Below are 23,354 nucleotides of genomic sequence, written 5' to 3' on the forward strand. Positions count from 1 at the left end.
CTACAAGCTCGACATCACTTCTAACATCGGAAGCATAACGGACATATACATAAGCAGAATGACAATTCCGATGAATAAAAATGTAAGCGGCTGTACATATTTTAAAATACAAAAAATAAATTGTTCCATTCTTTCCATCATAAATAGACTGTAATCATACAGTTCTTGAGAAAGCTCACCGTTCTGCTGGCCATGCACAATAACGTGAGCCAAGTCTTTTTCATAATGAGATTTACCTGAAATGATATGATCTAGTCGCATTCCTGAGGAAAGCTGATCTGTAAAAGCAAAAGCTTCCACTTGAAAAAACGGATGATGCTCTTGCTTTTGAAAAAGAGCAAAGCATTCATAAATAGATAAACCACCATTTAGTAAATTGCTCATATGAACAGAAAAAAAGTACGAGTTAAATAGCCGTGTGAACGTTCGGATAACGGGAACTCTCATAAAAAGCTGCATTTGAACTACTGGAGGCAATTTTTTAATGTAAATCACATAAAACAAATACAGGATGATTGGCATACTGATGACTGCAGGTAACACAAAAGGAAAGAACGACATCGCCTGCATAAATAAGAGGATAAACGAAGACTGCTTGTTTCCAAAGGATAAGTACAGAGCTTCAAACTGTGGAAGTAAAACCGTACTTAAAACAAATAAAATGGAAAGAATAAACAGCAGTAGCAATACGGGATATTGAACAAGCTTTTGAAATTTTTTACGATGCCTTACTTTTTCTTCAATCATTGAGCTGCTTTCTTTCAAAGCAAATTGAAGGTTTCCATGCTGTTCTGCAAAATATAAATAGCTTAGAATATCACGGTGAAACTGAAGTTTAACAAAAGCATCGTGCAAAGATTCTCCTCGTTTTAACTGTTCAAGACATTTTTCAATATCCGTTTTTTCTTTGCTAGATACTTGAAACGTCAAAAATGAAAGAGCTTGAGAAAGAGTGTAGCCTTTTTCTAAGAGCTTAGAGACCTGCTTAAGAATTTTTGCTTGCTGAGCCAGAGACCACCTTTTTTGTTTATTTGTCTTTACCCCCATCCATCTAGCGAATGCGGATATAAATAGCCTAGCGCAATTCCTTTTAGAATAACATCTCGGAGCGTCTTATAATCATAATCCGCATTTTCTCCTTTCACTTCTCTCATCACTGCGCTAAGCTCCTTGCCATAAAGCAATTCGTATATGCTGGACTGACGATGCTTCCTCATTTTCTTACAAGCAGGGTGGCATTTTCCGGAACACAGCGGACAGCGAATTTCTACAAGGCGCTGCGCAGCTACTGCTACAAGAGTCTGTTCCATTTCTTGAAAGCTAACCCCAAATTCAAGCAGCCTGTACAAAGATCCTTTTGTATCTTTAGTATGCATTGTTGTCAAAACCAAGTGTCCGGTAAGCGCTGCTCTCACAGCAATTTTGGCGGTCTCACTATCTCTTATTTCTCCCACCATGATAATGTCTGGGTCATGGCGCAATATAGCTTTTAAACCAGTCGTATACGTAATCCCTGCGCGTTCATTTACCTGCACTTGAAGCACGGTTTCACTCGGTTTTTCAATAGGATCTTCTAATGTAATAACATTCCGATTAAAAAGGTGCTTTACTTCGTGTAAAAGAGTATATAGAGTGGTGGTTTTACCTGATCCTGTAGGACCGGTAAAAATAATTAATCCATGAGAGAATTTCAAGAGAGAAATAAGCTTTTTAGTATGTTCAGGAAAAAGAGATAAATGTTTGAGAGATGTAGATTGTTGATGAGGCAAAAGTCGAATAACAAGACTTTCATCATGAGAAGTAGGAAGAGTTGATAAACGCAAATTTACTTGATAGTGATCAATGGAAGTGGTCAGTGCACCATTTTGAGGTTTTCTGCGCTCGCCAATATCCATTCCCCCTAAAAATTTAAAATGCGAAATGAGCCGTTCAGACATTTCCTTTGAAATAACCCTCTTTAAACTAAGCTCCTGGTCAATTCGCAGCTGAATCACAGCATCTTTCTTTCGGGGCACAATATGCACATCAGAACTTCGGCACTCACATGCATCTCGTATAATGTAAGTTGCAAACTGTTCAATTTCGGTCAAACGATCATCGCTCCTTTATTTGTAATAAAGATGATTGTCAAAACATCTAGAAACAGTAATTTCGACCTTTTTCGAGATTTTCCTTCTTCTTTTTTCATTTTTTATAATTTTTTTAGTATACGTTTCTTTTCTTCGTTTCAGTCCTTGTACACGATGTACAACTTCTGTACACCTCTAAACGACTACATAAAAAAAGACAACGTGATGTAAAACTCTACGCTGTCGTTTTATTCGTTATTTACTGAATTGAGCTTCTTCATCATGTACGCTTAGACAACTAGAGAAGCAAGACTTGTTTTTTTCTTGACTAGATTTTTAAGAGCAGATTCATTATAGCCTACTACAAGCTTTTTGCCATCTGTTAAAATTGGTCGGCGAAGCAAACGAGGATGTTCAATTAATAGATTGACCACTTCTGATAGTGTCATGCTATCCACATCAACATTTAACTTTTTATATTCTTGACTTCTTTTAGCCAGAAGTTCATCCATCCCTTCTGTTGTCATAGAAAGAAGTTCAAGCATTTCTTTATGAGTAGGTGTTTCTCTAAATAAATGACGCTCTTTAAAATTCACATCTTCCTTCACTAGCCACTTTTTCGTTTTACGACAAGATGTACAGCTCGGGTACGTATAAAATTTAATTTCTTCCATATGAAACCCTCCCGTTTTTTAGTTATAGGTTGTTTATATACATTGTACACGTTTTGTATAACTTTTGTATAGTATTTTGCACATGTTTTGTATAACTTTTTTTCTTCTGTCGTATTTCAAGGAAAAGATAGCGTTTTCAGGAAAGAAAGGATGTATTATAATGGAAAAGTATCGATATAGTTTCATAAGCGCTTTCTAGTGCTTACACAGCGATGACATTCATCATGACACTAACTAAGTTTGATAAAGGAGGAAATGGACGTGGAACGAATGTACCGTGTAATGGGGTTCTGGACAGCAATTTTCACTGTAATGTTTTACCTCGGTCACATGCATAAGACTTCTTTACTCTTTTTAGCTCAAACAGGCTTTTTTGTAATTCTTAGTTATTTAAAGCTGTCTGAAAGAATGTACATTTACGTTTTCGGAGCATATTTGACCGTCTTTTTTGTGGGGTTCACGTACTGGTCAACTTTTATGATGACACCAGGACAGTAAAGAGAAAAGCGATGGGCTTCCATCGCTTTTTGTATTCTTAAAAACCATTTAGAAAAGGATTTTGATCCATTTCGTGTCCCACAGTTGTTTCAGGTCCGTGACCGCTTAGTACAAGTGTATCTTCTGGAAGGGACAGCAATTTCGATTCGATGCTTTCTAACAGCTGAGCTTGATTGCCTCCAGGTAAATCTGTGCGTCCAATGCCGCCTGCAAAAAGCGCGTCACCAGATACTACAAAGTTACCCGGTTTGAAATAATATGAAACGCTGCCAGGAGAATGGCCAGGCGTTTCGTACACCTCAAATTGGAATGAGCCAATTGTTAAATTGCCTTCGACTGAAATAATATCGGTTGCATCTGGAGCCGTAATTTCTCCTAAATCAAAAAACTTCGACCCGTTTAAATCACTATTATGAAGCCATTCTTTTTCATTTTTATGTACATAAAGCGGGATAGAGTAGTGATTCATCACTTCATCTACTCCTCCAATGTGATCAAAATGAGCGTGTGTCAGCAAAATAGCTAACGGTTTATACGTTTGTTTTTCTAGAAATTCAACGAGCTGTTTTCCCTGAGCTCCCGGGTCAAAAACTAAACATTCATTTTTTTCGTTAGCAACGATATAACAATTCGTTTGAATAGGTCCTAGCGGTATACGATGATAGTTCATAATGTATCCTCCTTGTAAAATTTATTTCCGTTATATGCATTATCATACACACATCATCTTATAAATGAAAGTAAGGACCTTTCTAAGCTAATAAGGCGAAAGAAAGATTGGTTTTCATCTCGACAAACGGTTAGAAAAGTTTTACAATTAAAGGGATAAGCTAATGATAGCGCTTTAATTTTAAGTTGCCTAAAGGAGGTTTCTTCGAGTGGGTCTTATGATTATTTTTGCACTAACAACATTGCTAGGCGTATTTGCAGCTATTTCATCTTTTAGAAATAAAAACATATTAGGCATTGGTTTTTCGGTACTAACATTCGGTGTGTTCGGATGGTTTACCGTGATGACCATTATACATCACGGTTATCCGGCGGTACATCATTAAAAAAGCCACGCAAAGCATATGCTTTGCGTGGCTTTTCAAATAGATAGATATTCCATTGCCGCAACTAAAATAGCCTTGGTCGGATTATATACGCGCGATATTTGAGATAAAGGCAGCGGATTAATTCCTTTCCCCAGTTCTAAGGTGAACCCTAGCTTTTTCCTTTCTAAAATAAACCAATCTTTAAATCCAGCGTGACTATCAATCGTTTTGACTGCTTTATAACCGCTTACCCTTTCAAAATAACTGGCTATTTTCTCCGCTTCCTTCGGCTCTTCATTCATATACCCCCAGTAAAATTCTTCTCCTTGGGTATGTAAAGCTATCACACAATCAAAATCATGACGCTCAACGAGTTTTACCATTGCCTGCGCTTCAGGTTCAGACAGTGATTCATAACCTGGAAAGTCCCGATAATGCGGAGCTTTAGGTTCTTTGCGCTTTTTTTCAATTTCCCAATAAGCCGGAAACTGATTGTTTAAGTCTACCCCTCGGATATTTGCTTTCCAGCTTTGAAAATCAGGAAAATCTCTCCCTATTTTAGAAAGAAAAGACGCATAAGGTTCACTTACAGTAGGACCTTTTAAGACCAGGTCTACTCCGTCTGGATTAACAATTGGAACCGCAGAAAGCGTAACTTGGTTAAAAAGAGCTCTTGCTTCCTGCCCGTTCAACGCCTGGTCATAATGAAGAGCAGCTAAATAATCTTCAACAAACTGTAGAAGAACATTTGTTGTAATCCATTCATTGGCATGAAAAGACGCATTAATATGAACTTTTCTTTCTCCGTTTCCAATTAAAATATGAGGAATCGGCTTTCCAAGCACGCTGCACCCTATCCATTCAAGAGAACCATAGGGGTAGTACGTCAAAAGTGTTTGGATATCTTGTATTGTTCGCGTGTAATCGTAGGGCTTTTGGATATCTACAATTTGCATAATCTTCACTCCTTTACACTATGTATATGTAAAGATTGAAAAGATGCATGATAAAAAAGCGCTTTGACTAAATGTCAAAGCGCTTTTTTATCTCAGTTAGATTCTTGCTTATTATTCAAAATAAGATTTAACTAACCAAGCTCCTCCAATAATTCCCGCATCGTTTCCTAAAGTAGCGATTGCTAATTCAGCACCTTGCGCTACGCGAGGAAATGCAAAACGTTTGAAATAATCTCTTACCGGTGCAAGTAATACCTCGCCTGCACGAGACACACCGCCGCCTAGAACGATCTTCTCAGGGTTTAATGCATTAGCAGAGTTTGCTAGTGCTAGACCTAAATGAAAGGCAACTTTATCTACAACATGCATAGCTAACTCGTCTTTTGAACGAGCTGCATCAAATACATCTTTAGATGTAACTTGTCCATTTTGTTCTAACACTGTGCGAAGCTCACTTGGTTTGTCCGTTTCCGTTAATTCTTCCATTGTTAAACGTACAATTCCAGTTGCTGAAGCAATTGTTTCTAAACAGCCGGTTTTGCCGCAGTTACACGGTGCCCCGCCTTCAGGAATAGAAGTAATGTGCCCGATCTCACCAGCGGCTCCATTTACGCCTTGTACAATTTCACCGTTTGCAATGACGCCACCGCCAACGCCTGTGCCAAGCGTAACGCAAAGTAAATCTTTTGCTCCGTCTCCAGCACCCTTCCACATTTCTCCAATCGCTGCAATGTTTGCATCATTGTCTACTACAACAGGAAGAGAAGTTTCTACTTCCAAGATATCTTTGATAGGGAATTTTTCCCAACCTAAATTGACAGCTACTTCAATCGAACCGTTTGCAAAGTTGACAGGCCCCGGTGCACCAATACCAATTCCTACTAACCTTGATTTTACTTCTCCAAGATCGTTTAACTTTTTATCAATTGCTTTTGCAATATCTGTTGGAATTTTACGGCCTTGCTCGCTCACATCCGTATTAATTTCCCACTTGTGAATGATTTCTCCATAATGATTAATAAAGGCCATTTTTATTGTTGTACCGCCTAAATCAACTCCAACTAACCATTTGTCATCCATGTTCATTCATCCTTTTTCTCTTTTTGTTGTTTTAACTCTCGACGAAGCAAAAGAATTGCCATTTGGTAATCACGTACATCAATCAAGTTAGACTGATATAACTCTTTTACTTCCGCTTCCATCAGCTCTAAATCAGCAATACGATCGCCCACGTATATAAAAATGCCGAAGGACTTTAATAATTGTTGTACATCATATAAGGTATTCATTCTGTCACCTTTATCCTGTTTTCTAGGTGATATGATTCATTTATTTTGAGATAACTCAACAGTCATTCAGTCATAAACAGCGGCCGTATTTAACGCCCACTGCTAGGTCTACATATTAATATTCTAGTAAACGTTCTCACAATAGTAAAGTATAAAATATTAAATTCGTCATTCAACAGTTTTAATTTCCTAGCTCTTGCTTCAGCTTTTCGTATTTTTCATTTTGCGGTTCCAGCGCAATTGCTTTATCGATATTTTGTGTGGCCGCTGGAATATCATTGAGCTTCATATTCACCAGAGCTAAATTGTAATACGCCTCATGAAAAGTTGAATCATACTTTACAGCCTGATTCAATTGCTGTTTAGCCTCTTTATAATTTTCAAGATAAAATTCTGCGCTAGCACTGACGAAATACACGTTACTATTTCCTGTTCCTTTTTCAACAAAAAGCTTAATGGCATCTTTTGCTTCTTCATACTGCTTCTGCTGCAGGTACGTAGCTGCTACGCTGAGTGCATAGGGCTCATCTTGATAAACAGAACGCTCATGATATCCATAAAAAAGCAGACTTCCTACTAATAAAAGCGTGCAAATGAAAGCCGGAATCTGAATATACAGCTTTTTTTGTTTCGGTAAACTGACGATGCTCGCAGCTAAAAACCCGCCAACCAAACCGCCAACATGCCCTGCATTATCGACGTTCGGCGCAACAAATCCAAAAATCAAGTTAATCACAATGATGACAATGAAACTCGACCCCATTGTTCGAAAAAAGAAGCGTGGATTTGTTCTTGCTATAAACAGCAAAGCTCCAAAGCAACCGAAAATAGCCCCTGAGGCTCCTGCGGAAATAGACGTATTCCATATAAAACTTCCTAGAGATCCTGCAAACCCGGCAAATATATAAATAAAGACAAAACGCCCGCTGCCATATATCCTCTCTACAAGCGTTCCTAAATAATACAGGGCTACACTATTCATAAGCAAATGCAGAAGTCCTATATGCAAAATTATAGGTGTAAAAAAACGCCACCATTCGCCTTCCATAATTAAGGGGTTGTATTTAGCTCCGTATTGAATCAGAGTGAGCGTATTTTGTGTACTGCTTTTCCACTCCAGAAATAGAAACATTAAGATTTGCAGCGCTAAAAATATATATGTAAAAATAGGCTTCCCGTATCCAGCTATTTGCTGTTCTTCGCTTTGTTTTTTCTGTACAAAAAGCACAATTTTATGTTTCCACTGTTCTATGCGCTCGGCTTCTTCTTCGGAAGAGAAATTGTCTGCACTTTCCAATGTAAGACCTAGCCGTTCGAATAGAGATTCATAAGCGCTTGCTTTATCTGCCGTTAGTTGTTCAACTGAGCTGTTCACTTTAGAGGGACTCGGCGTACTTTCTAAGGACTGCTCTGTATAAAAAGGATCAAAATCAGCAAAGTAAATCGTGTTAAGAGTAAGCGTTGATTTACCTCTCTGCTTTCGCACATTCTCAGCTCTTTGTAATGCATATAACACATCTTTTTGCTGTTCAACGGCTGATTTAAAATTCCGGCGGACTATGCGGACAATTGACTTATCTTTGCGATGCGAAGATTGAAACCATAGCTCTGAAGCATCAGCTTTCATCGAAATCAGCTCATATGAAGAATGGCCAAGCAATTGCTGTGCCAGCTGCAAATAATAAAAATCTTGCCTAGACAAATAGTCACCTCCTCATACTCTCTATATGTAAAGATGGCAGAAAGCCAGGAAAAAAGCAACGATTTTCCCTTTTTCTTTTTCTACAAAAAAACACCTTACAGGTCTGTAAGGTGTTTTTTATGTATCTTTCGCTCCTAGCGGAAGACCTGCTTCATTAAACGATCCCGAACAAACGGCAAATTAAAAAATGAACGAACAGCTAGACTGCGGATAAATGAATTTCCAAACAGCGAATTTAAAACACGGTATCTCATTTGATAGCCCAGCGTTCCAACAACTAAAAGCGTAAGTACTAATACAATATGTCTCATTTTCAAGCCTCCTTACGTTTACTTTGCTCCTATGGCGAACATTTTATGCTCTTATATAGGTAAAAGCAGGATAAGGATTCCGCCTGTAAAAGCAGCAAGCAAAATAGCGGCAAGATTTACAACATCATTGTTAAAGAAAGTTATTCCTTTCTCTTTTATCGTTGGCTTACGGCAATGATCTTTCCGTTCCGTTTCAATACCGCAGCTTTGACAGCGAAAGCGAACTTGCACACTTGCTCCAAGAAGAGTGTCTATAGCGTTTCCAATAAAACCAAAGCACCCTACTAGCAATATACTACTCAGCGATGCGGATGGAAAAGCAAAATAACAAGCGGCAGCAATAAGAAAAGCTCCGGCTGCTCCGGCTGCTGTACCTAAAAGTGAAACGGCTCCTGAGGTACCCGCTTCTACTCTCTTTAATGTCCAAAGGTAAAACGGCGGCTTCTTACTAAGAGATCCTATTTCAGATGCCCATGTGTCCGCATTAGCAGCTGAGATACTGATCATAAACATCCACATGTAAACAGGAAAAGCTGTTGCAGCATATAACAAACCGCAAGCAGCAGCTACACCTCCATTAGCAAGGACTTGAATATAATCTCGCCTGTCGTGCTTCTCTAGCTTTTCTTCTAATGCGCGTTTTTTTTCTTTTTTGTACTTACTACACAACGTAGAAGTGCTAAAAAATAAGAGTAAGAGTAAAAAACCTTGAAGCGAAAAACCAATATAAACGCTCGCTCCTACGATGAAAGACATGCAGGCTCCCGATACTGTCAGTGCTTTTGCTATGTAGCCTGCTCCTGCCATGAGTAATATTACAATTATCATGACAGCATCAAACGGATTCACAGCAAATAAGCTCCTTCTCTGTCAAAATATATTCAACGGGAATATCATGAGATTCATATGGGACCTCTGAAACGACTTGACACTCAAACGCAAGGCTTAGCTTCTGTCCGCTATAATCTGTTAGATAACGATCGTAATAGCCGCCTCCATAGCCGATACGATATCCATTTTTGCTATATACTACGCCAGGCACAAGGAGTAAATCAATTGAAGATTTTGAAACGGGAACAGTTTCTTCAACAATTGGTTCGGCTAACCCGTAGTACACTGTTTCAAGCTGTGAAAAATTCGTAATCTCGTAGAAAACCATTTGAGATGTTGTGGGGTTGCATTTTGGAACAGCTACTTTCTTTCCATCTTTCCAAGCACGTTCAATGATGGCTTTCGTATTAACTTCTTTATTTCTTGAAACTGTAGCTGCAATGACTCTAGCTTCTTTCCATAAACAAGTTTCATACAGTGCATTTGCTATGCTTGTTGAATGTGCCTCGTGCTGCTCTTCAGAAATTAAATTAAGAACGCGCTTCATCTCTTTGCGCAGATGAGATTTCATTTTAATTCCCCCCTATAAAAAAAACAGCAGGATTGTACTCCTACTGCTTACTTTGTTTCACGATGAAGTGTAACTTTTTTAAGTCTTGGGCTGTATTTTTTTAACTCAAGACGATCTGGGTTATTACGCTTGTTTTTAGTTGTAATGTAATTACGGTCACCAGTTTCAGTGCAAGCTAATGTAACGTTTACGCGCATCTATTTTCCCTCCAAACATTATAAACATAAATCAGACTTTAATATAATATCATTTTTCGAAAGGAAATGCCAGTCTGTTTTTTTGAAGAAAGTCATTTAATTTCATTTCTTCACTTTTTCTTTCCTCTTAGAGCCCTGAGCTCCTTCTCTGCTGCGCCTTATATATAGATGAAGTTTCTTGAAATAAGCGGAACTCTTTTTATGAGAGGCGCACTTCCTTTCTTTTAAATAAAAGCCATTATTTACACTCTTTGATACTCTTGTATTTTTTCTACAAAATATGCCGACAGCTTCTTGGCAGTCTGAGTGTTTAACGCCTCTGAATAAATATTTAATACAGGCAAGTGACCATCGGGCAAAATAAGCGTCCATTCATGAGGATCATGGTAAATTTTTAAGCCATCAATGACATACACTTGTTTACCGATTGCTTCTTCTAATAGTTTCTTCATCACTTGTTCTTGAATTTCTAGGGGACACGAAATATACCGCCAGTTCATATAAGCGTGCGGGACATATTGAATCATTTCAGAAATTTTCCGCTGTTGCACCATAATTAATTCGATCAGCTGACATAAAGCGTACATGGCATCTAACTGAAATTGAACGGGCCCCAAAAGACTAAGCAAATCACGTTTTTTTGCTTTTGTCCTCATAAATGATTGATTGAGAGATTGAGCAAATGTTTCTAGGGTGGATGAATAGTGTATAGGAATAGGAACGAATGCTACTTTTTTTGTCATGTATACGCTATAAATATAAAGCGACATAATTTCTGAGTCATTTACGCTGCAGCCTTTTTCATCATATAGAGCAAATGTTTCTCCATCTTCTTTAATCTGAATACAAAAAGACAGCTTATTTCGTTTAATTATTCGTTTGGTTTCTTCTGTTTTCTCCCATTTGTTTAAAAATAAAACGTGGACACGAAGACGCTTACATAATAATTCGACAACTTCCTGTATAAACGGCGAACAAATCACGCCAATCCGCATACTGTCTTCTAATAAAGCATGCTGATTAATTGATTTTACTAAAGCATCACAATATTCTCCCCTGATATTTCCTATGCTTGTTTCTTTAAATGAAACAGAAGTCGTTACGTTTGCTTTTTTAGCTTGAAGGTACATCCGCTCAATCTTTTTTTCAATAAGCTGATTAACTAATTGCCCTTTATTGTCATATATTTCTAAAAACAGACCGCTGTTTTTGCTATCCACACCAATATAAATACCAATGCTCGCTTGTGAAGTCATCATGTAATATCGAAATACCGGAAGAGCTTCTTTTTTAATATCATACACAGCTGAATGATTACTCCGTAAAAAAGAAAAGCATTCTTTGCGAAGTTGAGTGGCTTCTCCTTCATCATCGCTTGCTAGACAGAACGACCCTTGATGTTTGCATACAAGTAATAACGCATTGTATAGTCTTTCTCGATCAACAGATGAATGTACATACAGGCGACCGTTTTTAAAGATAGAAACATCTGGTTTTACAGAAAGTTGGGGTAGCACTTGGTTTTCAGCTACTGTATCTTGGACATACGTAGTCATTGCTTGAACATTTACATAGGGACCTATCGTAGCGTTGTATAAAAATGATTCTGTCCCCACCGTTACGTTTTGAAGCAAAATCGTTTTATCGATTGCAGCATGTGCTTCTATGATACTATTGGTTCCGATAATCGTGTAAGGACCAATTGAAGCACCTTTTCTAATCACCACATTTTCTCCTACGTAAACCGGATCGTAAACAGTCACCCCTTCTTCTATAAGCGCGTCATCTGAGACAATACTTTCCTGTCTCTTGCCAAACCACTTCCTCCACAAATCATAGTGTGCTTGACGATAATGGTGGATTTGCCCAATATCAATCCAATAATCTTCCGTTACAAAACTGCACACAGTATGATTATATTCCAAAAGAAGCGGAATAATGTCAAAGCTAAAATCTGTAGGACCATAAGAATTCACGTAATCAAGAACGGATTTTTTGATCACATACACTCCCGTATTAATCAATCGGCTATTGGCCTGTTCGTAAGTCGGTTTCTCTACAAATCCCGTGACTCGATGCCCTTCATCTATCGTCACCACTCCATAACCCCGCACGTCGTTTACTTCTTTTGTAACAATGGTCATTTCGCTTTTTTGTTCATAATGAAAATGAATAACGTCTTGAAGATTAATTTCTGTTAAGGCATCTCCACTAATGATAATACAGTCTTCCTCAATAAAGGCCTCTGCTCGCTTAATTCCGCCCGCTGTTCCAAGAGGCTCTTTTTCGATAAAATAAGTAAGCGTCACTCCCCACTGAGAGCCGTCCCCAAAGTATTCAATAATTTGTTCATGCCTATACTGCAGCGTAATCCCAATCTCTGTAATTCCATGTTTCTTAAGCAGTTCAATGCTATATTCCATCACAGGTTTATCGTAAAGCGGCAGCATAGGCTTTGGAATCGTATAGGTCAAGGGCTGCAGTCTTGTTCCTTTACCGCCAGCAAGTATAATGGCTTTCAATTTTTTGCCTCCCTTCTTTTTTTATCCTGGCAAATGTGATGTTGAAACAGCTTACTTGTATCAATAGCGATTTTTTCCCAGCTAAACATAGTTGTTGCTTTTCTATACCCATTTTCGCTGATTTTTGCAGCCGTTTTTTCATTTTTTAGCAAAAATTCAATACAGTTGATTAATTCGAGCGTATCTCCTCGGGCAAACGTCAGGCCCGTGTCGAAATGTGAAACAATATCACTTAGACCTCCTGTATCGGCAACGATAGTTGGTTTCTTGGCTACCATCCCCTCTAAAGCCACAATTCCAAAAGGTTCATATAGACTTGGAAAAACAACCATTTTGCAAGCTTGAAGAAGCTGATTTCGTTCGTTATCGGTAATGTATCCAATAAAATACACGTATTTGTCTAATTGCTTTTCACTTACCTGTGTTCGAAACTCATGAAGTAAAGGCCCTTTTCCCGCCACAACAAATTGAACATCTATTTGTTTTTTCTTAAATAGTTCCGCTGCTTCAATAAAAAGCTGAAATCCTTTTTCATATACAATTCGTCCAATTGAAAAAATAATAGGGGCCTTTCTAAAATTATATTTCTTTTGTAAATTTTCTTTTAGCCGCTCATTTACTGCGTCGACTACCAGTTGCTTGTCAATTCCATTCGGAAATATAGCAATTTTATCTTGCTCTACGTGAAATAAAGTGATTAATTCTTTCTTCATATAGTCACTGCAGACAATGATTGAGCTTGATTGTCGAATCAGCTCCTCTTCTTGCAAGTGAATCTTCTGCTGCATGTCATTATGAATACCATTATTGCGCCCATGTTCTGTCGCATGAATGGTCGTAATTAGCGGTCTATCCGTTTTATCTGCTAAACATTTTGCAGCGGAGGCAACAAGCCAGTCATGAGCATGAATAACGTCAAAAGACAGCTTGTAGCCTAATTGCAGTCCTCTAAGAGCCATAGCCACGTTCAAACTGTTTACCCATGTCAAAAAATCCGGATGATGAGGCTGCAGGCTTTTAACTCGGTAAACGTGAACACCGTATAACCGCTCATATTCCGGCAGCCCCTCTACATACGTTGTTAATACACTAACGTGATGGCCCGCCTTTGCTAACGCTCTGGATAAATCAAATACATGTCGTGCAAGTCCTCCGATAACTAGAGGAGGGAATTCCCATGCAAGCATTAAAATGGAGAGACCGCCTTTATATTGATTTACTGATAAAGCCGCCGGCTCTATCTCTTTTGTAGGGTATAAAAAAGAACTTCCTGAAAGAAAACTATTTTCGCTATCCATCCTTGGATTCTTTTCGTGACAAAGAAAATCAAATAGTTTTACTTGCCTTTCGTATTCATCTCTGACTTTTTCAAAATTATAAAGCCAATCGCTGCTACTTAAAAGAAGCCACTGTCGGTAGATAGCATTCACCACGCTAGGATGTTTAGAATCGATAACATCTAGCATCGCCTCTGACTTCTGTACGGTTGAAATAAACAATCGATTGTTCTCACTGACAAATTCGGCGCTTTTTGTTGCACCGTAGAGTGCAAGAGTTTCGCTTTGAAGAAACTGTATATCCCTCGCGTAGTCTAAAGGATATTGAAATGTACCGCTTGCTGCTTGCATTCGCTGAAAGCCAAGCGTGTCCTTAGCTTTCAAATCCAAAACAGCACTCGCTTTATTCATGGTTCCTTCCTCAACTTGTTTTCCTTGCTTAGGATATGGAAACAAGATAATGCCAGCAGGCGACTTTTTTAGTTCATCTGTTGATGACTTCACAAAGGTATAGCGCATTTCATGAGATTTCAGGAGCATATCTACTTGATGAGTATACTCTCCTTGTTGTATAAAAAAACCAGCGGGCTTTTTTTCAAAAAACTGTTGAAAAACACGTATTGCTTCTGTGATTTGTAGATTTAATGTTTGTTCGGTTTTAAGGACGGAAACGAACGCGTTCGTTACAGTAGTAGGAATACATTCCATCATGTCATGCTGAAAGAAATATTTGCAGGCTGAGAACAAGCTCCCGTTCCACTTTTTTAAAAAGGTGAGTGCTCTCTGATGCTGCCGGCTTGAAAACTGGTGTAAATACCGAGCGTAACGAGTGTTAAATTCCTCGTCGTTTAATGCGTTCAAAAACACACAAGACATCACAGCTGTTGCACCTATCAATTTCTTAGACTCAATTTGATCTAAAAAAGGGATGAACTCGTTCGTTACTTGTTCAAACAGCGGATACTCACTCTCTGCTTGAAGTACATGTAGCAAGGGATAATGCATATAAGTTAAAAGAATACAGTCATCACTATTCATATTGCTTCTTCACCTGCTCCAAGTCATTTGAATATAAGGAATATGTGCTAAATTCATTTTGAACACCCTGGTGAACTTTTACAGGTTCGTACATCCAGCTCAACGAAGTTACATTCACTTGTTCATGTTGTTCTTTCATCAAATAAACTGGATTCGAACGAAGAAGGGAAAAAAAACTTCCTTCTTTATCTTGAATACCAATATCTATTACATACGTGCGCTCACTTTCCAGGCTGTTCATAAACATGAAGTCTTGCTTAGGAGTAAGACCCTTCATATAATAGCGGTTTGATTCATGGCCGTTAAAATGAAGACCTGTTATATCATACGTACACATAGCTAGATTCAATTCTTTCCACCGTGTCGAAAACATACTTTCTACCATCTCTCGAATATGCTCAGAAAACGACCAGTGAACATAAATACGAGATGAGTCAAGCTGAGTAGCTATACACACATTTAAGTTTTGAATAAGATTAGCAGCCACTGTTTTATCACTTCGTTTCTTAGAATGTTTTTTCTACATATAAATGCCGTATAAACTTATTAACATCTTACCATTCAGAAAAAGTTGCCACAATAAACGCAATTTGTCGATTTGTGTTAAAAATTCAGGTTAACGTAGTAATTATAATTTACTAACAAAAAAACCTCTTCGCTTATTAGAAGAGGTTTTTCTACTATTCGTTTAAGTCGTAGCGTTTGCCTTTTACAAGGTAAAATACGCTTTCTGCTACGTTAGTGGTATGATCAGCCATACGCTCTAAATAGCGGGCTACAAATAAAAGCTGCGTAATTTGGTTCATAGCCTCCTGCTTTTCTTTAGCAAGACTTAAAAGTTCTTTGATTGTTATGCCGTAAAGCTCATCCACTTGATCGTCCATTTCTGCTACCTTTTTAGCCAATACAAGATCTTCCTCGTGATAAGCTTTTAACGAAAGGCTCAACATTTCAATCGAAATATCGTGCATTTTCTTTACATGTTCTAACGGCTTAATTAATTCTTCGTTTCCAATTCGTATAGCTGATTTTGCTACGTTAACCGCAAAATCTGCCATACGCTCAACATCCGAAGCAATTTTAATTGCCACAATGATACGTCTTAAATCGATAGCCACCGGCTGCTGCTTTGCAATCAGTAAGATAGCTAGGTCATTAATTTCTTCTTCTAAGTCATCCACGTATGAATCGCCGTCGATAATTTCTAGCGCCAGCTCAACGTTGCTTGTTTGCAACGCTTCAATTGATTTTGATAGCGCCTCATGCGTTAAGCGCCCTATTTCTAATAATTTTTCACGTAATATCTTTAAATCACCATGAAACTTTTCGCGTACAACCACTCATCCCATCTCCTTGTATGTCTTAACCGAAACGACCTGTAATATAATCTTCTGTGCGTTTATCAGATGGCATTGAGAAGATTTTATCTGTTTCTGCGTACTCTACCACTTCTCCATTTAAGAAAAATGCTGTTTTATCTGAAATACGTGCCGCTTGCTGCATATTGTGGGTCACAATAATAATGCTGAAGTCTTTCTTTAATTCTTGTACTAACTCTTCTACTTTTAATGTTGAAATTGGATCGAGCGCAGAAGTAGGCTCATCCATTAAAATAACGTCAGGTTCAATTGCCAAGCAGCGCGCAATACAGATACGCTGCTGTTGTCCACCTGACAACCCATTTGCATTTTGATTCAAACGATCTTTAACTTCGTCCCAAATAGCTGCTCCTCGTAAACTTTTTTCAACAATTTCATCTAGTTTTTTCTTGTTGCGAACGCCATGAATTCTTGGACCGTACGCAATATTATCATAAATAGATTTCGGGAACGGATTTGGCTTTTGGAAAACCATTCCTACTTGCGTGCGCAGCTCTTCCACGTGGTACGATTTATCAAAAATATTTTTCCCTCTATACTCAATCTCACCTGATGTACGGACAATTGGAGTCATTTCTACCATACGATTTAACGTTTTAATATATGTTGATTTTCCGCAGCCTGATGGACCGATGATCGCGGTAACTTCGTTAGCATGAATGTCTAAATCAATATTTTTTAAGGCATGTGTGTTGCCATACCATAAATTCAAACCTTTTGTTTTATATACAATTTCTTTTGTTTGCGGAGTATTTACTTTTTCTTTGTTAGTCAATTCCATTGTTATTGCCATTGGATAATCCTCCTTCATCGTCTTTAACCGTTTTGAGCACAATAAAAGTCTCTCTATGTCTATTTAATATCTATTGTTTACTATAAGTGTAAATAAATACGAGAAGCCGAAACGCTTCCCCTTATTTTGATCATTTCTATTAACCCTTACACTTACAGAATAATAGCCGACTATTAATTGTGTTTTAACTCAATGTAAAGCTTTTGTAAACGAAGGTCTATCTGCGTGTTTTTTAGGTAAAAAACTAGTTCTTACGACCCTTAAATTCAATAAAAAACCATATATGTAAAGATTTTTAACAAAAAAAAGAAGAGGTAGAAACATAACTAAATTAATTCAATCTAAAGATGGGGAAATTGGATAAATAAGCTAGTATGAACCACTTCCGACACCGCTGTTGATTTTCGTGCAAGACTTCACTTTCCACGGGCGGCCGGTGAGCCTCCTCGTCGCTTCCGCTTTTCCTGCAGGAGTATTCACCTTGCCCTCCGATCAACCGCTAAAAGCACCTACACACACGAAATCTACGTTCACCCTACCAATAAAAAAATCCGAACGAAGCTGATTCTTAATCAAATTCGTTCGGATCTTACTTTAACTAATATGCTTTTGTCCCAGCCTCTTTAATTGGCGTCGTTTGCAATGACAGCCTGTTGATTCTCTTCTTGGTCTTTTACTTCTTGTTCACCTTTTTTCTTTAAATCAAAATACGTATCGAGGGCAGAACGAGCAAGCTCTTTTGTAATGGTATTTGGTGCACTTGGCACAAATGCCGATGGTACCACGACAGCTACTGCAATTTCAGGATCATTTGCCGGAGCAAAGGCCACAAAGTTTGAATTATTAACTTTAATCGGATCCCCTCCGCTTGGGTTCTTCTCATAGGCTTGTGCCGTTCCTGATTTACCAGCAGGATTATAGTTCGCTGTATGGAAAGCTGCATACCCTGTACCGCCTTGTTCTTGCGTAACGCGTTTAAAACCACTTTGAACATCTTTAATGTACTCTTCTTTCATCGTGATACGATTTAATACATCAGGCTCAAATGAATGCTGCGTACCGCCAATTTCATCGGTTTTAATCGTTGGTTTTCGGATTTCTTTTACTAGCTGCGGCTTAATGCGATACCCTCCATTAGCTATTGCAGAAGTATATTGAACAAGCTGCAGCGGCGTGTACGTATCATACTGACCAATTCCTAAATCAAGCGCCGTACCTGGAACATCGCTTCCGCCTTGGACACCTGTTGATTCGTTATCAAGATCTATGCCTGTTGATACGCCTAAGCCGAACTGACTGTAGTAAGAACGCAGTTCGCTGAATGTATCAGGTTTAATCGGTAAAGTCATGTTTTTATGATACTGTAACCCTGCCATGGCCATTACCGTTTTAAACATAAATACGTTGGATGAATATTTTAACGCAGATGAATACGTTAAGGGTCCTAACCCTTCAGCCTCAGCTGATTTCTTAACCGGTGTTCCTTTAATTTTTAACGGTTCATCAACGAACACTGTGTTTGGCTTAATAGCTCCTGCATCTAAGCCGGCTAAAACCGTTGCTCCTTTTACAACAGAGCCCATTGTATAAGATGTTGAAATATTTCCTAATGCAAAATCTTCTATTTTAGGCGCTCCAGTCTTCTTATCAACGGTGTATTTTTTACCTGCCATTGTTAAAATTTCTCCTGTGTGAGGATCCATCATAATAACAAAAGCACGGTCTAAAAATTGCGTTCCTTTCATTTGCTTTTTGGCTAAAAGCTGGTCCGTAATTTGTTTTTCTACCGCTTTTTGAAGCTCCATATCAATAGTTAAAACCAAATCACTGCCGCGTTCACCTTTAGACACTTGAATTGTATCAAGGAGATTTCCTTTTTTATCTGTTACATATTGGACTTTTTCTTTTTGACCGCTGAGCTGAGCTTCGTATTGCTTCTCTAAATAGCTCGTCCCAACTTGGTCATTTCGGCTATAGCCTCTTGACAAGTAATACTGTACTTTATCTTTAGGCAGTCCTTCGTTGGCAGATGATACATTTCCAAGCAAAGTACGAAGAGTACTGTTTTCTGGGTATGAGCGATCCCAATACGTTGTTGTATCAACACCTGGAAGTTCATCTAAGTGCTCACTTACAACGGCATACTCTTCATTTGTCACACCGCTCTTAACAATTTGCGGGGTGTTAGAGTAACCTGCCTCCATTTGGCGCTTAATAGCGAGAACTTCTAAATCACTCTTTAGACTTTCTAAATCTTTTTTAGAGATGCGGTCTAACTGACGTTGATATAGTTCGTCATCAGTCATTTCACCATCTTGAACTTTTTTACGATCAGCTTGCGTAATTTTCTGTTCCGCTTCTTTAGGGTGAAGCATAATCCAATAATCCTTCATATCACGTTCTGTAATTTTTACCACATTTTTAGCATCTTTATTCTTTTTATTTTCCGGAATATCAATCACATTTGTGGTGTAAGGAACATCGATCATAGTGGCTAACTTTTTAGCGATGCGCAGCCTTTCTTCAGCTGTATTTCCTTGAAAACGAGTATATGTAATCGTATTTAAAGAGGTATTATCTACAATTACGCGGTTATAACGATCGTACATTTTCCCTCGAGGAACAGGCGTACTGACCGTAACGTCCTGTGTTTTTTCGACTTCTCGTTCGTAATTCTCACCGTATACAATTTGAACAAGTCCCAACCGCAAAATTAATACGGAAAATAGGGCAAATACGGTCAAAAAAAGTAAGTTTACACGAAAAGGCACGTGACTTTTTCTTCTTTTTTTCTTTTTCATACCAACACCTACACTTTATAAAACATATATACCATAACACCATAAAATCAGCCATTTAGCAAATAAATAGACACCTGGCAGGTGCCTATTTACACAACGTATTTATTCTAAAAGAAAAGCGAAGCATTTTCCATAGTACAAATGAAGGAGCTGATAACACTCTAAGCTGGAGACTCTCCGTCTCCTTCATTTAATACCGGAGGAGTAACAGTCGTTTCTTTTTTGTGCAGAGGCTGTGAGATATGTCTCACACAAAAATAAATGATCGTATGCCCTGCTCCAACAATAGCTAATAAAATGGGAATACTTTTTGCTTCATCAAAAAATAGTACAGCTATTAAAAATAAAGATATGGAAACGACACGCCCGATATTCAGAAATACTTCTCTGACAACAATGTATTCAATTCTTTTTGAAACAACGTCTTTTGCTCGTCCAATCACATCGTACGTTAGAGAAATGAATGGAACCAATAAAATAGGATAGGCAATGGCAATACAAACAGCATATATAATTAACTTTGGATACGATAAGTTAAAGATAAGCAAAAAGACTGCTCCATAGAGAAGGAGGCCCCCTGTGAAGATAAACCGAAGGCGATTTTTTTGCTTAATAAACCTTGAGGCAACATAGTATCCTACAAATGCAACCGCTGAATTCACCAGTCCATATGTTCCTAAAGCTAATTCACTTCCCGTCGTAATAAATACCATGACGGATACAACAAAAATGAACGTACCTTCACGCAACCCTTGAAAGAAATGAGCCTGCAATATTCGATTCCAGTCTTTATTGACGTTTCGTTCAGCCCATACTTCTTTAAATTTGTATACTCCTTCCGCTGCGCGTCTTGTAATAAAAAAACTAAGCACAACGGCACCGATAAACAATAGCAGCGATACACCAAACACAATTTTATACCCAAGTGATTCATACAAAGCGGAAATAACAAAGCCCGCTCCTAAAGGACCAATCATCCCTGCAAAAGAGTTTAAGATCCCTAAAAATCCGTTAAAAAAGTCTCTTGTATCAGGTTCTGTAATTTCAAAAGTTAGCACATTAAAAGCTAGCCAATAAAAGCCGTATCCTATACCCAGCAGTCCACCAAGCAATACTAAATACTCGGCTGCGTTAGCTCCACTGACTAATACAGCGATATAAAAAACAGCTAAAAAAGATACACCTAACCTTAAAACCACAACCCGGTCAATTCGTTTGGCCCATTTACCTGCTAAAATAAACGTAAGCGGCTGAAGCACCACTACCGCTAAATTATAAATAGCGAGATCCGAAAATTCGCCTGATTGTTTCCACAGATAAATGTTAACAAACGAATTGGAAATTGAAATAGCCAAGGCATAAAGACCGCCTATAATTAAAAGCAAAAGTAAATCTTTACTAACTTCTACATCTCCAACTACTTTTTTTAATAAAGGCATATCAAAAAACTCCTTTTCTCTTCTACACCTAGTGTGTGAAAAAGAAAAGGAGATATGTAAAAGAATTGGAAAACAAAAAAGCCAGTAAAGGTAATAATTACTTTACTGGCTCTTAAATACGTCTTTAGCTTATTTTGCAGCGTCGTAACGCTTAGCAACTTCGTCCCATTTTACAACATTAAAGAATGCTGAAATGTAATCTGGACGGCGGTTTTGGTAATTTAAGTAGTAAGCGTGCTCCCAAACGTCTAGACCAAGAATTGGCGTTTTGCCTTCCATTAATGGGCTATCTTGGTTTGGTGTGCTTGTTACTTCTAATTCGCCGTTGTTTACAACTAACCAAGCCCAGCCAGAACCGAAGCGAGTTTTAGCTGCATTTGCAAATTCTTCTTTGAATTGATCAAAGCTGCCGAATTTGCTAGCGATAGCGTCCGCTAATTCACCAGTTGGAGCACCGCCGCCGTTAGGGCAAAGGATTGTCCAAAATAATGAGTGGTTCGCATGACCGCCACCGTTATTGCGTACTGCTGTACGGATATCTTCAGGAACAGCATCTAAGTTTGAAATTAACTCTTCAATACTTTTGCTTTCTAAATCCGCTTTGCCTTCAACAGCAGCGTTTAGATTTGTAACATATGTGTTGTGATGTTTGGTGTGGTGAATATTCATTGTTTCTTTGTCGATATGTGGTTCCAGTGCATCGTATGCATAAGGTAGTTCTGGTAATTTGTAAGCCATGAATAATTCCTCCTTCAAAATATGTAAGCATTTTGGCGCAAAAGCACCATATACGTTTAGATTAGCAAATTTACCCTACTGTTTCAAATAAAAAGTTCCTAATCCATGATTTATATTTACCTAATTCCCATTCGCTATTCTTTTAAACATAAAAAAAGCTTCTTTTTCTCAAAAGAAGCTTTGAATAGACAATAGTATGGCGGAGGAAGAGGGATTCGAACCCCCGCGGGCTTTAACACCCCTGTCGGTTTTCAAGACCGATCCCTTCAGCCGGACTTGGGTATTCCTCCAACCCTATAAATGGTGGACCCTGCAGGACTCGAACCTGCGACCGGACGGTTATGAGCCGTCTGCTCTAACCAGCTGAGCTAAGGGTCCACATGGCTCCACAGGTAGGACTCGAACCTACGACCGATCGGTTAACAGCCGATAGCTCTACCACTGAGCTACTGTGGAACAGTATGAATTATGTATGTCACAAATGCAAATTGGAAAATAGCGGCGGAGGGGATCGAACCCCCGACCTCACGGGTATGAACCGTACGCTCTAGCCAGCTGAGCTACACCGCCATGGCTCCACAGGTAGGACTCGAACCTACGACCGATCGGTTAACAGCCGATAGCTCTACCACTGAGCTACTGTGGAACAATATAACATTTACTAGCGACATTAAAAATTTAACATGTTTCTAGCCTAAAGTCAATATATTATTTTAAAACAGCGTATAAAAAATAGGCAATCATCAGCAGTTGAATAAATCCTTTTGAAATAGCGCCACTAAAAAAGCCAATAACCGAACCTACTCCAATTTTTACTGCGTTGCTAATTGTGGTCCGATGAACAATCAGTTCTCCTACAATCGCTCCGATAAACGGCCCTAAAATAATTCCAAATCCCGGAATGACAAACGGACCCACAAGCAGCCCAACTGTACTTCCCCAAACACCTGCTTTAGTGCCTCCGAATTTTTTCACACCAATAATATTAGCTATATAGTCTGCTAAAAAAAGTGCGACAACTAACAATCCTTGTATCACCCAAAATAACCAGCTATAGGAGCTAAAATCATAAAATAAACCGTATATAACAAATCCTAGAGCTACAAATAGCACGCTTGGGATGATGGGATAAACCAACCCAACAAACGATACAACAAAGCTAATGATAATTAATGCCCAACATAAAATAGCCATGCCCGCACCTATCCTTTTTATTATTACTATTTATCATA

At 38.4% G+C, this 23,354-nt stretch carries 24 protein-coding genes and 5 tRNA genes; 2 read left to right on the forward strand and 27 right to left on the reverse strand.

Going from position 1 to position 23,354, the window contains the following annotated elements; all coding sequences use genetic code 11:
- The 3 genes from comGB to MMB68_RS03740 all read right to left on the reverse strand — a co-directional run bounded on the left by comGB (window position 1) and on the right by MMB68_RS03740 (window position 2,743).
- Window positions 1–1,047, reverse strand: a complete 1,047-nt coding sequence (comGB, locus tag MMB68_RS03730; RefSeq protein ID WP_221784570.1) for a competence type IV pilus assembly protein ComGB — start codon at window positions 1,045–1,047, stop codon at window positions 1–3.
- Window positions 1,038–2,090, reverse strand: coding sequence for a competence type IV pilus ATPase ComGA (comGA, locus tag MMB68_RS03735; RefSeq protein ID WP_221784571.1), 1,053 nt, complete (start codon window positions 2,088–2,090; stop codon window positions 1,038–1,040). Before comGA ends, comGB begins: the two co-directional genes overlap by 10 nt.
- Before the next feature lie 269 nt (window positions 2,091–2,359).
- Window positions 2,360–2,743, reverse strand: coding sequence for a Spx/MgsR family RNA polymerase-binding regulatory protein (locus MMB68_RS03740; protein ID WP_013059178.1), 384 nt, complete (start codon window positions 2,741–2,743; stop codon window positions 2,360–2,362).
- A gap of 261 nt (window positions 2,744–3,004) precedes the next feature.
- Between MMB68_RS03740 and MMB68_RS03745 the strand changes: the two genes are divergently transcribed.
- Window positions 3,005–3,241 carry a DUF2626 domain-containing protein gene (locus tag MMB68_RS03745; RefSeq protein ID WP_013059179.1) on the forward strand — a complete coding sequence of 79 codons (237 nt, stop codon included), beginning with the start codon at window positions 3,005–3,007 and terminating at the stop codon, window positions 3,239–3,241.
- 37 nt (window positions 3,242–3,278) lie between these two features.
- Here MMB68_RS03745 and MMB68_RS03750 read toward each other — a convergent pair whose 3' ends face one another.
- A complete protein-coding gene (locus MMB68_RS03750; RefSeq protein WP_269870420.1) occupies window positions 3,279–3,911 on the reverse strand; it encodes an MBL fold metallo-hydrolase in 633 nt (210 codons plus the stop codon).
- 208 nt (window positions 3,912–4,119) lie between these two features.
- On the opposite strand from MMB68_RS03750, the gene MMB68_RS03755 reads away from it, so the two are divergent.
- Window positions 4,120–4,296: a DUF2759 domain-containing protein gene (locus MMB68_RS03755; RefSeq protein ID WP_013059181.1), complete on the forward strand. Its 177-nt coding sequence runs from the start codon at window positions 4,120–4,122 to the stop codon at window positions 4,294–4,296.
- Between the two features lie 35 nt (window positions 4,297–4,331).
- Here the strand turns inward: MMB68_RS03755 and MMB68_RS03760 are convergent, their stop codons facing one another.
- The 23 genes from MMB68_RS03760 to MMB68_RS03870 form a co-directional block, all read right to left on the reverse strand.
- Window positions 4,332–5,234 carry a M14 family metallopeptidase gene (locus tag MMB68_RS03760; RefSeq protein WP_221784573.1) on the reverse strand — a complete coding sequence of 301 codons (903 nt, stop codon included), beginning with the start codon at window positions 5,232–5,234 and terminating at the stop codon, window positions 4,332–4,334.
- Between the two features lie 111 nt (window positions 5,235–5,345).
- Window positions 5,346–6,314, reverse strand: a complete 969-nt coding sequence (locus MMB68_RS03765; RefSeq protein WP_013059183.1) for an ROK family glucokinase — start codon at window positions 6,312–6,314, stop codon at window positions 5,346–5,348.
- A 2-nt stretch (window positions 6,315–6,316) separates the two neighbouring features.
- Window positions 6,317–6,523, reverse strand: coding sequence for a YqgQ family protein (locus MMB68_RS03770; RefSeq protein WP_013059184.1), 207 nt, complete (start codon window positions 6,521–6,523; stop codon window positions 6,317–6,319).
- Window positions 6,524–6,704: 181 nt separating this feature from the next.
- Complete coding sequence (locus tag MMB68_RS03775; protein WP_277548237.1) at window positions 6,705–8,225, reverse strand: rhomboid family intramembrane serine protease; 1,521 nt, start codon at window positions 8,223–8,225, stop codon at window positions 6,705–6,707.
- Window positions 8,226–8,359: 134 nt separating this feature from the next.
- Entirely contained in the window at window positions 8,360–8,536 is a 177-nt protein-coding gene (locus MMB68_RS03780) for a hypothetical protein (protein ID WP_013059186.1), read from the reverse strand.
- Window positions 8,537–8,587: 51 nt separating this feature from the next.
- Window positions 8,588–9,385, reverse strand: a complete 798-nt coding sequence (locus MMB68_RS03785; protein WP_028410639.1) for a DUF92 domain-containing protein — start codon at window positions 9,383–9,385, stop codon at window positions 8,588–8,590.
- The gene (locus tag MMB68_RS03790) at window positions 9,372–9,938 is read right to left on the reverse strand and encodes a 5-formyltetrahydrofolate cyclo-ligase (protein WP_221784575.1); all 567 of its coding nucleotides are present in this window, start codon (window positions 9,936–9,938) and stop codon (window positions 9,372–9,374) included. The genes MMB68_RS03785 and MMB68_RS03790 overlap by 14 nt, the downstream gene beginning before the upstream one ends.
- 47 nt (window positions 9,939–9,985) lie before the next feature.
- On the reverse strand, window positions 9,986–10,135 hold the full coding sequence (gene rpmG, locus MMB68_RS03795; RefSeq protein ID WP_013059189.1) for a 50S ribosomal protein L33: 150 nt from the start codon (window positions 10,133–10,135) through the stop codon (window positions 9,986–9,988).
- Between the two features lie 242 nt (window positions 10,136–10,377).
- Window positions 10,378–12,657: a sugar phosphate nucleotidyltransferase gene (locus MMB68_RS03800; protein WP_221784576.1), complete on the reverse strand. Its 2,280-nt coding sequence runs from the start codon at window positions 12,655–12,657 to the stop codon at window positions 10,378–10,380.
- Window positions 12,654–14,972 carry a glycosyltransferase gene (locus tag MMB68_RS03805; protein ID WP_221784577.1) on the reverse strand — a complete coding sequence of 773 codons (2,319 nt, stop codon included), beginning with the start codon at window positions 14,970–14,972 and terminating at the stop codon, window positions 12,654–12,656. The genes MMB68_RS03800 and MMB68_RS03805 overlap by 4 nt, the downstream gene beginning before the upstream one ends.
- A complete protein-coding gene (locus MMB68_RS03810) occupies window positions 14,965–15,459 on the reverse strand; it encodes a DUF4912 domain-containing protein (RefSeq protein ID WP_221784578.1) in 495 nt (164 codons plus the stop codon). The genes MMB68_RS03805 and MMB68_RS03810 overlap by 8 nt, the downstream gene beginning before the upstream one ends.
- A gap of 193 nt (window positions 15,460–15,652) precedes the next feature.
- Window positions 15,653–16,312, reverse strand: coding sequence for a phosphate signaling complex protein PhoU (gene phoU, locus MMB68_RS03815; RefSeq protein ID WP_013059193.1), 660 nt, complete (start codon window positions 16,310–16,312; stop codon window positions 15,653–15,655).
- 22 nt (window positions 16,313–16,334) lie between these two features.
- On the reverse strand, window positions 16,335–17,132 hold the full coding sequence (gene pstB, locus MMB68_RS03820) for a phosphate ABC transporter ATP-binding protein PstB (protein WP_370506071.1): 798 nt from the start codon (window positions 17,130–17,132) through the stop codon (window positions 16,335–16,337).
- Between the two features lie 343 nt (window positions 17,133–17,475).
- Window positions 17,476–17,640 carry a hypothetical protein gene (locus MMB68_RS03825; RefSeq protein WP_269870424.1) on the reverse strand — a complete coding sequence of 55 codons (165 nt, stop codon included), beginning with the start codon at window positions 17,638–17,640 and terminating at the stop codon, window positions 17,476–17,478.
- Between the two features lie 127 nt (window positions 17,641–17,767).
- On the reverse strand, window positions 17,768–19,945 hold the full coding sequence (locus tag MMB68_RS03830) for a peptidoglycan D,D-transpeptidase FtsI family protein (RefSeq protein WP_264408569.1): 2,178 nt from the start codon (window positions 19,943–19,945) through the stop codon (window positions 17,768–17,770).
- A 161-nt stretch (window positions 19,946–20,106) separates the two neighbouring features.
- Complete coding sequence (locus MMB68_RS03835) at window positions 20,107–21,384, reverse strand: MFS transporter (protein WP_277548242.1); 1,278 nt, start codon at window positions 21,382–21,384, stop codon at window positions 20,107–20,109.
- Window positions 21,385–21,513: 129 nt separating this feature from the next.
- Window positions 21,514–22,122: a superoxide dismutase SodA gene (sodA, locus tag MMB68_RS03840; protein ID WP_013059198.1), complete on the reverse strand. Its 609-nt coding sequence runs from the start codon at window positions 22,120–22,122 to the stop codon at window positions 21,514–21,516.
- 197 nt (window positions 22,123–22,319) lie between these two features.
- Window positions 22,320–22,412 (reverse strand) — tRNA-Ser (locus MMB68_RS03845).
- A gap of 11 nt (window positions 22,413–22,423) precedes the next feature.
- Window positions 22,424–22,500: transfer RNA gene (locus MMB68_RS03850), tRNA-Ile, on the reverse strand.
- Between the two features lie 3 nt (window positions 22,501–22,503).
- Window positions 22,504–22,578, reverse strand: a tRNA-Asn gene (locus MMB68_RS03855).
- 40 nt (window positions 22,579–22,618) lie between these two features.
- Window positions 22,619–22,692 (reverse strand) — tRNA-Met (locus MMB68_RS03860).
- A gap of 1 nt (window position 22,693) precedes the next feature.
- Window positions 22,694–22,768 (reverse strand) — tRNA-Asn (locus MMB68_RS03865).
- A 62-nt stretch (window positions 22,769–22,830) separates the two neighbouring features.
- Entirely contained in the window at window positions 22,831–23,316 is a 486-nt protein-coding gene (locus tag MMB68_RS03870; RefSeq protein WP_013059199.1) for a DUF456 domain-containing protein, read from the reverse strand.
- Window positions 23,317–23,354 lie beyond the last annotated feature (38 nt).

The sequence above is a fragment of the Priestia sp. Y58 genome (assembly GCF_029522095.1).
Lineage (GTDB): Bacteria > Bacillota > Bacilli > Bacillales > Bacillaceae_H > Priestia > Priestia megaterium_E.

Coding starts and splice junctions, on each gene's coding strand:
- comGB (WP_221784570.1), bottom strand. CDS start 1,047: ATGGGGGTAAAGACAAATAAACAAAAAAGGTGGTCTCTGGCTCAGCAA.
- MMB68_RS03740 (WP_013059178.1), bottom strand. CDS start 2,743: ATGGAAGAAATTAAATTTTATACGTACCCGAGCTGTACATCTTGTCGT.
- MMB68_RS03750 (WP_269870420.1), bottom strand. CDS start 3,911: ATGAACTATCATCGTATACCGCTAGGACCTATTCAAACGAATTGTTAT.
- MMB68_RS03760 (WP_221784573.1), bottom strand. CDS start 5,234: ATGCAAATTGTAGATATCCAAAAGCCCTACGATTACACGCGAACAATA.
- MMB68_RS03765 (WP_013059183.1), bottom strand. CDS start 6,314: ATGGATGACAAATGGTTAGTTGGAGTTGATTTAGGCGGTACAACAATA.
- MMB68_RS03770 (WP_013059184.1), bottom strand. CDS start 6,523: ATGAATACCTTATATGATGTACAACAATTATTAAAGTCCTTCGGCATT.
- MMB68_RS03780 (WP_013059186.1), bottom strand. CDS start 8,536: ATGAGACATATTGTATTAGTACTTACGCTTTTAGTTGTTGGAACGCTG.
- MMB68_RS03790 (WP_221784575.1), bottom strand. CDS start 9,938: ATGAAATCTCATCTGCGCAAAGAGATGAAGCGCGTTCTTAATTTAATT.
- rpmG (WP_013059189.1), bottom strand. CDS start 10,135: ATGCGCGTAAACGTTACATTAGCTTGCACTGAAACTGGTGACCGTAAT.
- MMB68_RS03805 (WP_221784577.1), bottom strand. CDS start 14,972: ATGAATAGTGATGACTGTATTCTTTTAACTTATATGCATTATCCCTTG.
- pstB (WP_370506071.1), bottom strand. CDS start 17,132: ATGGAATTGACTAACAAAGAAAAAGTAAATACTCCGCAAACAAAAGAA.
- MMB68_RS03830 (WP_264408569.1), bottom strand. CDS start 19,945: ATGAAAAAGAAAAAAAGAAGAAAAAGTCACGTGCCTTTTCGTGTAAAC.
- MMB68_RS03835 (WP_277548242.1), bottom strand. CDS start 21,384: ATGCCTTTATTAAAAAAAGTAGTTGGAGATGTAGAAGTTAGTAAAGAT.
- sodA (WP_013059198.1), bottom strand. CDS start 22,122: ATGGCTTACAAATTACCAGAACTACCTTATGCATACGATGCACTGGAA.
- MMB68_RS03870 (WP_013059199.1), bottom strand. CDS start 23,316: ATGGCTATTTTATGTTGGGCATTAATTATCATTAGCTTTGTTGTATCG.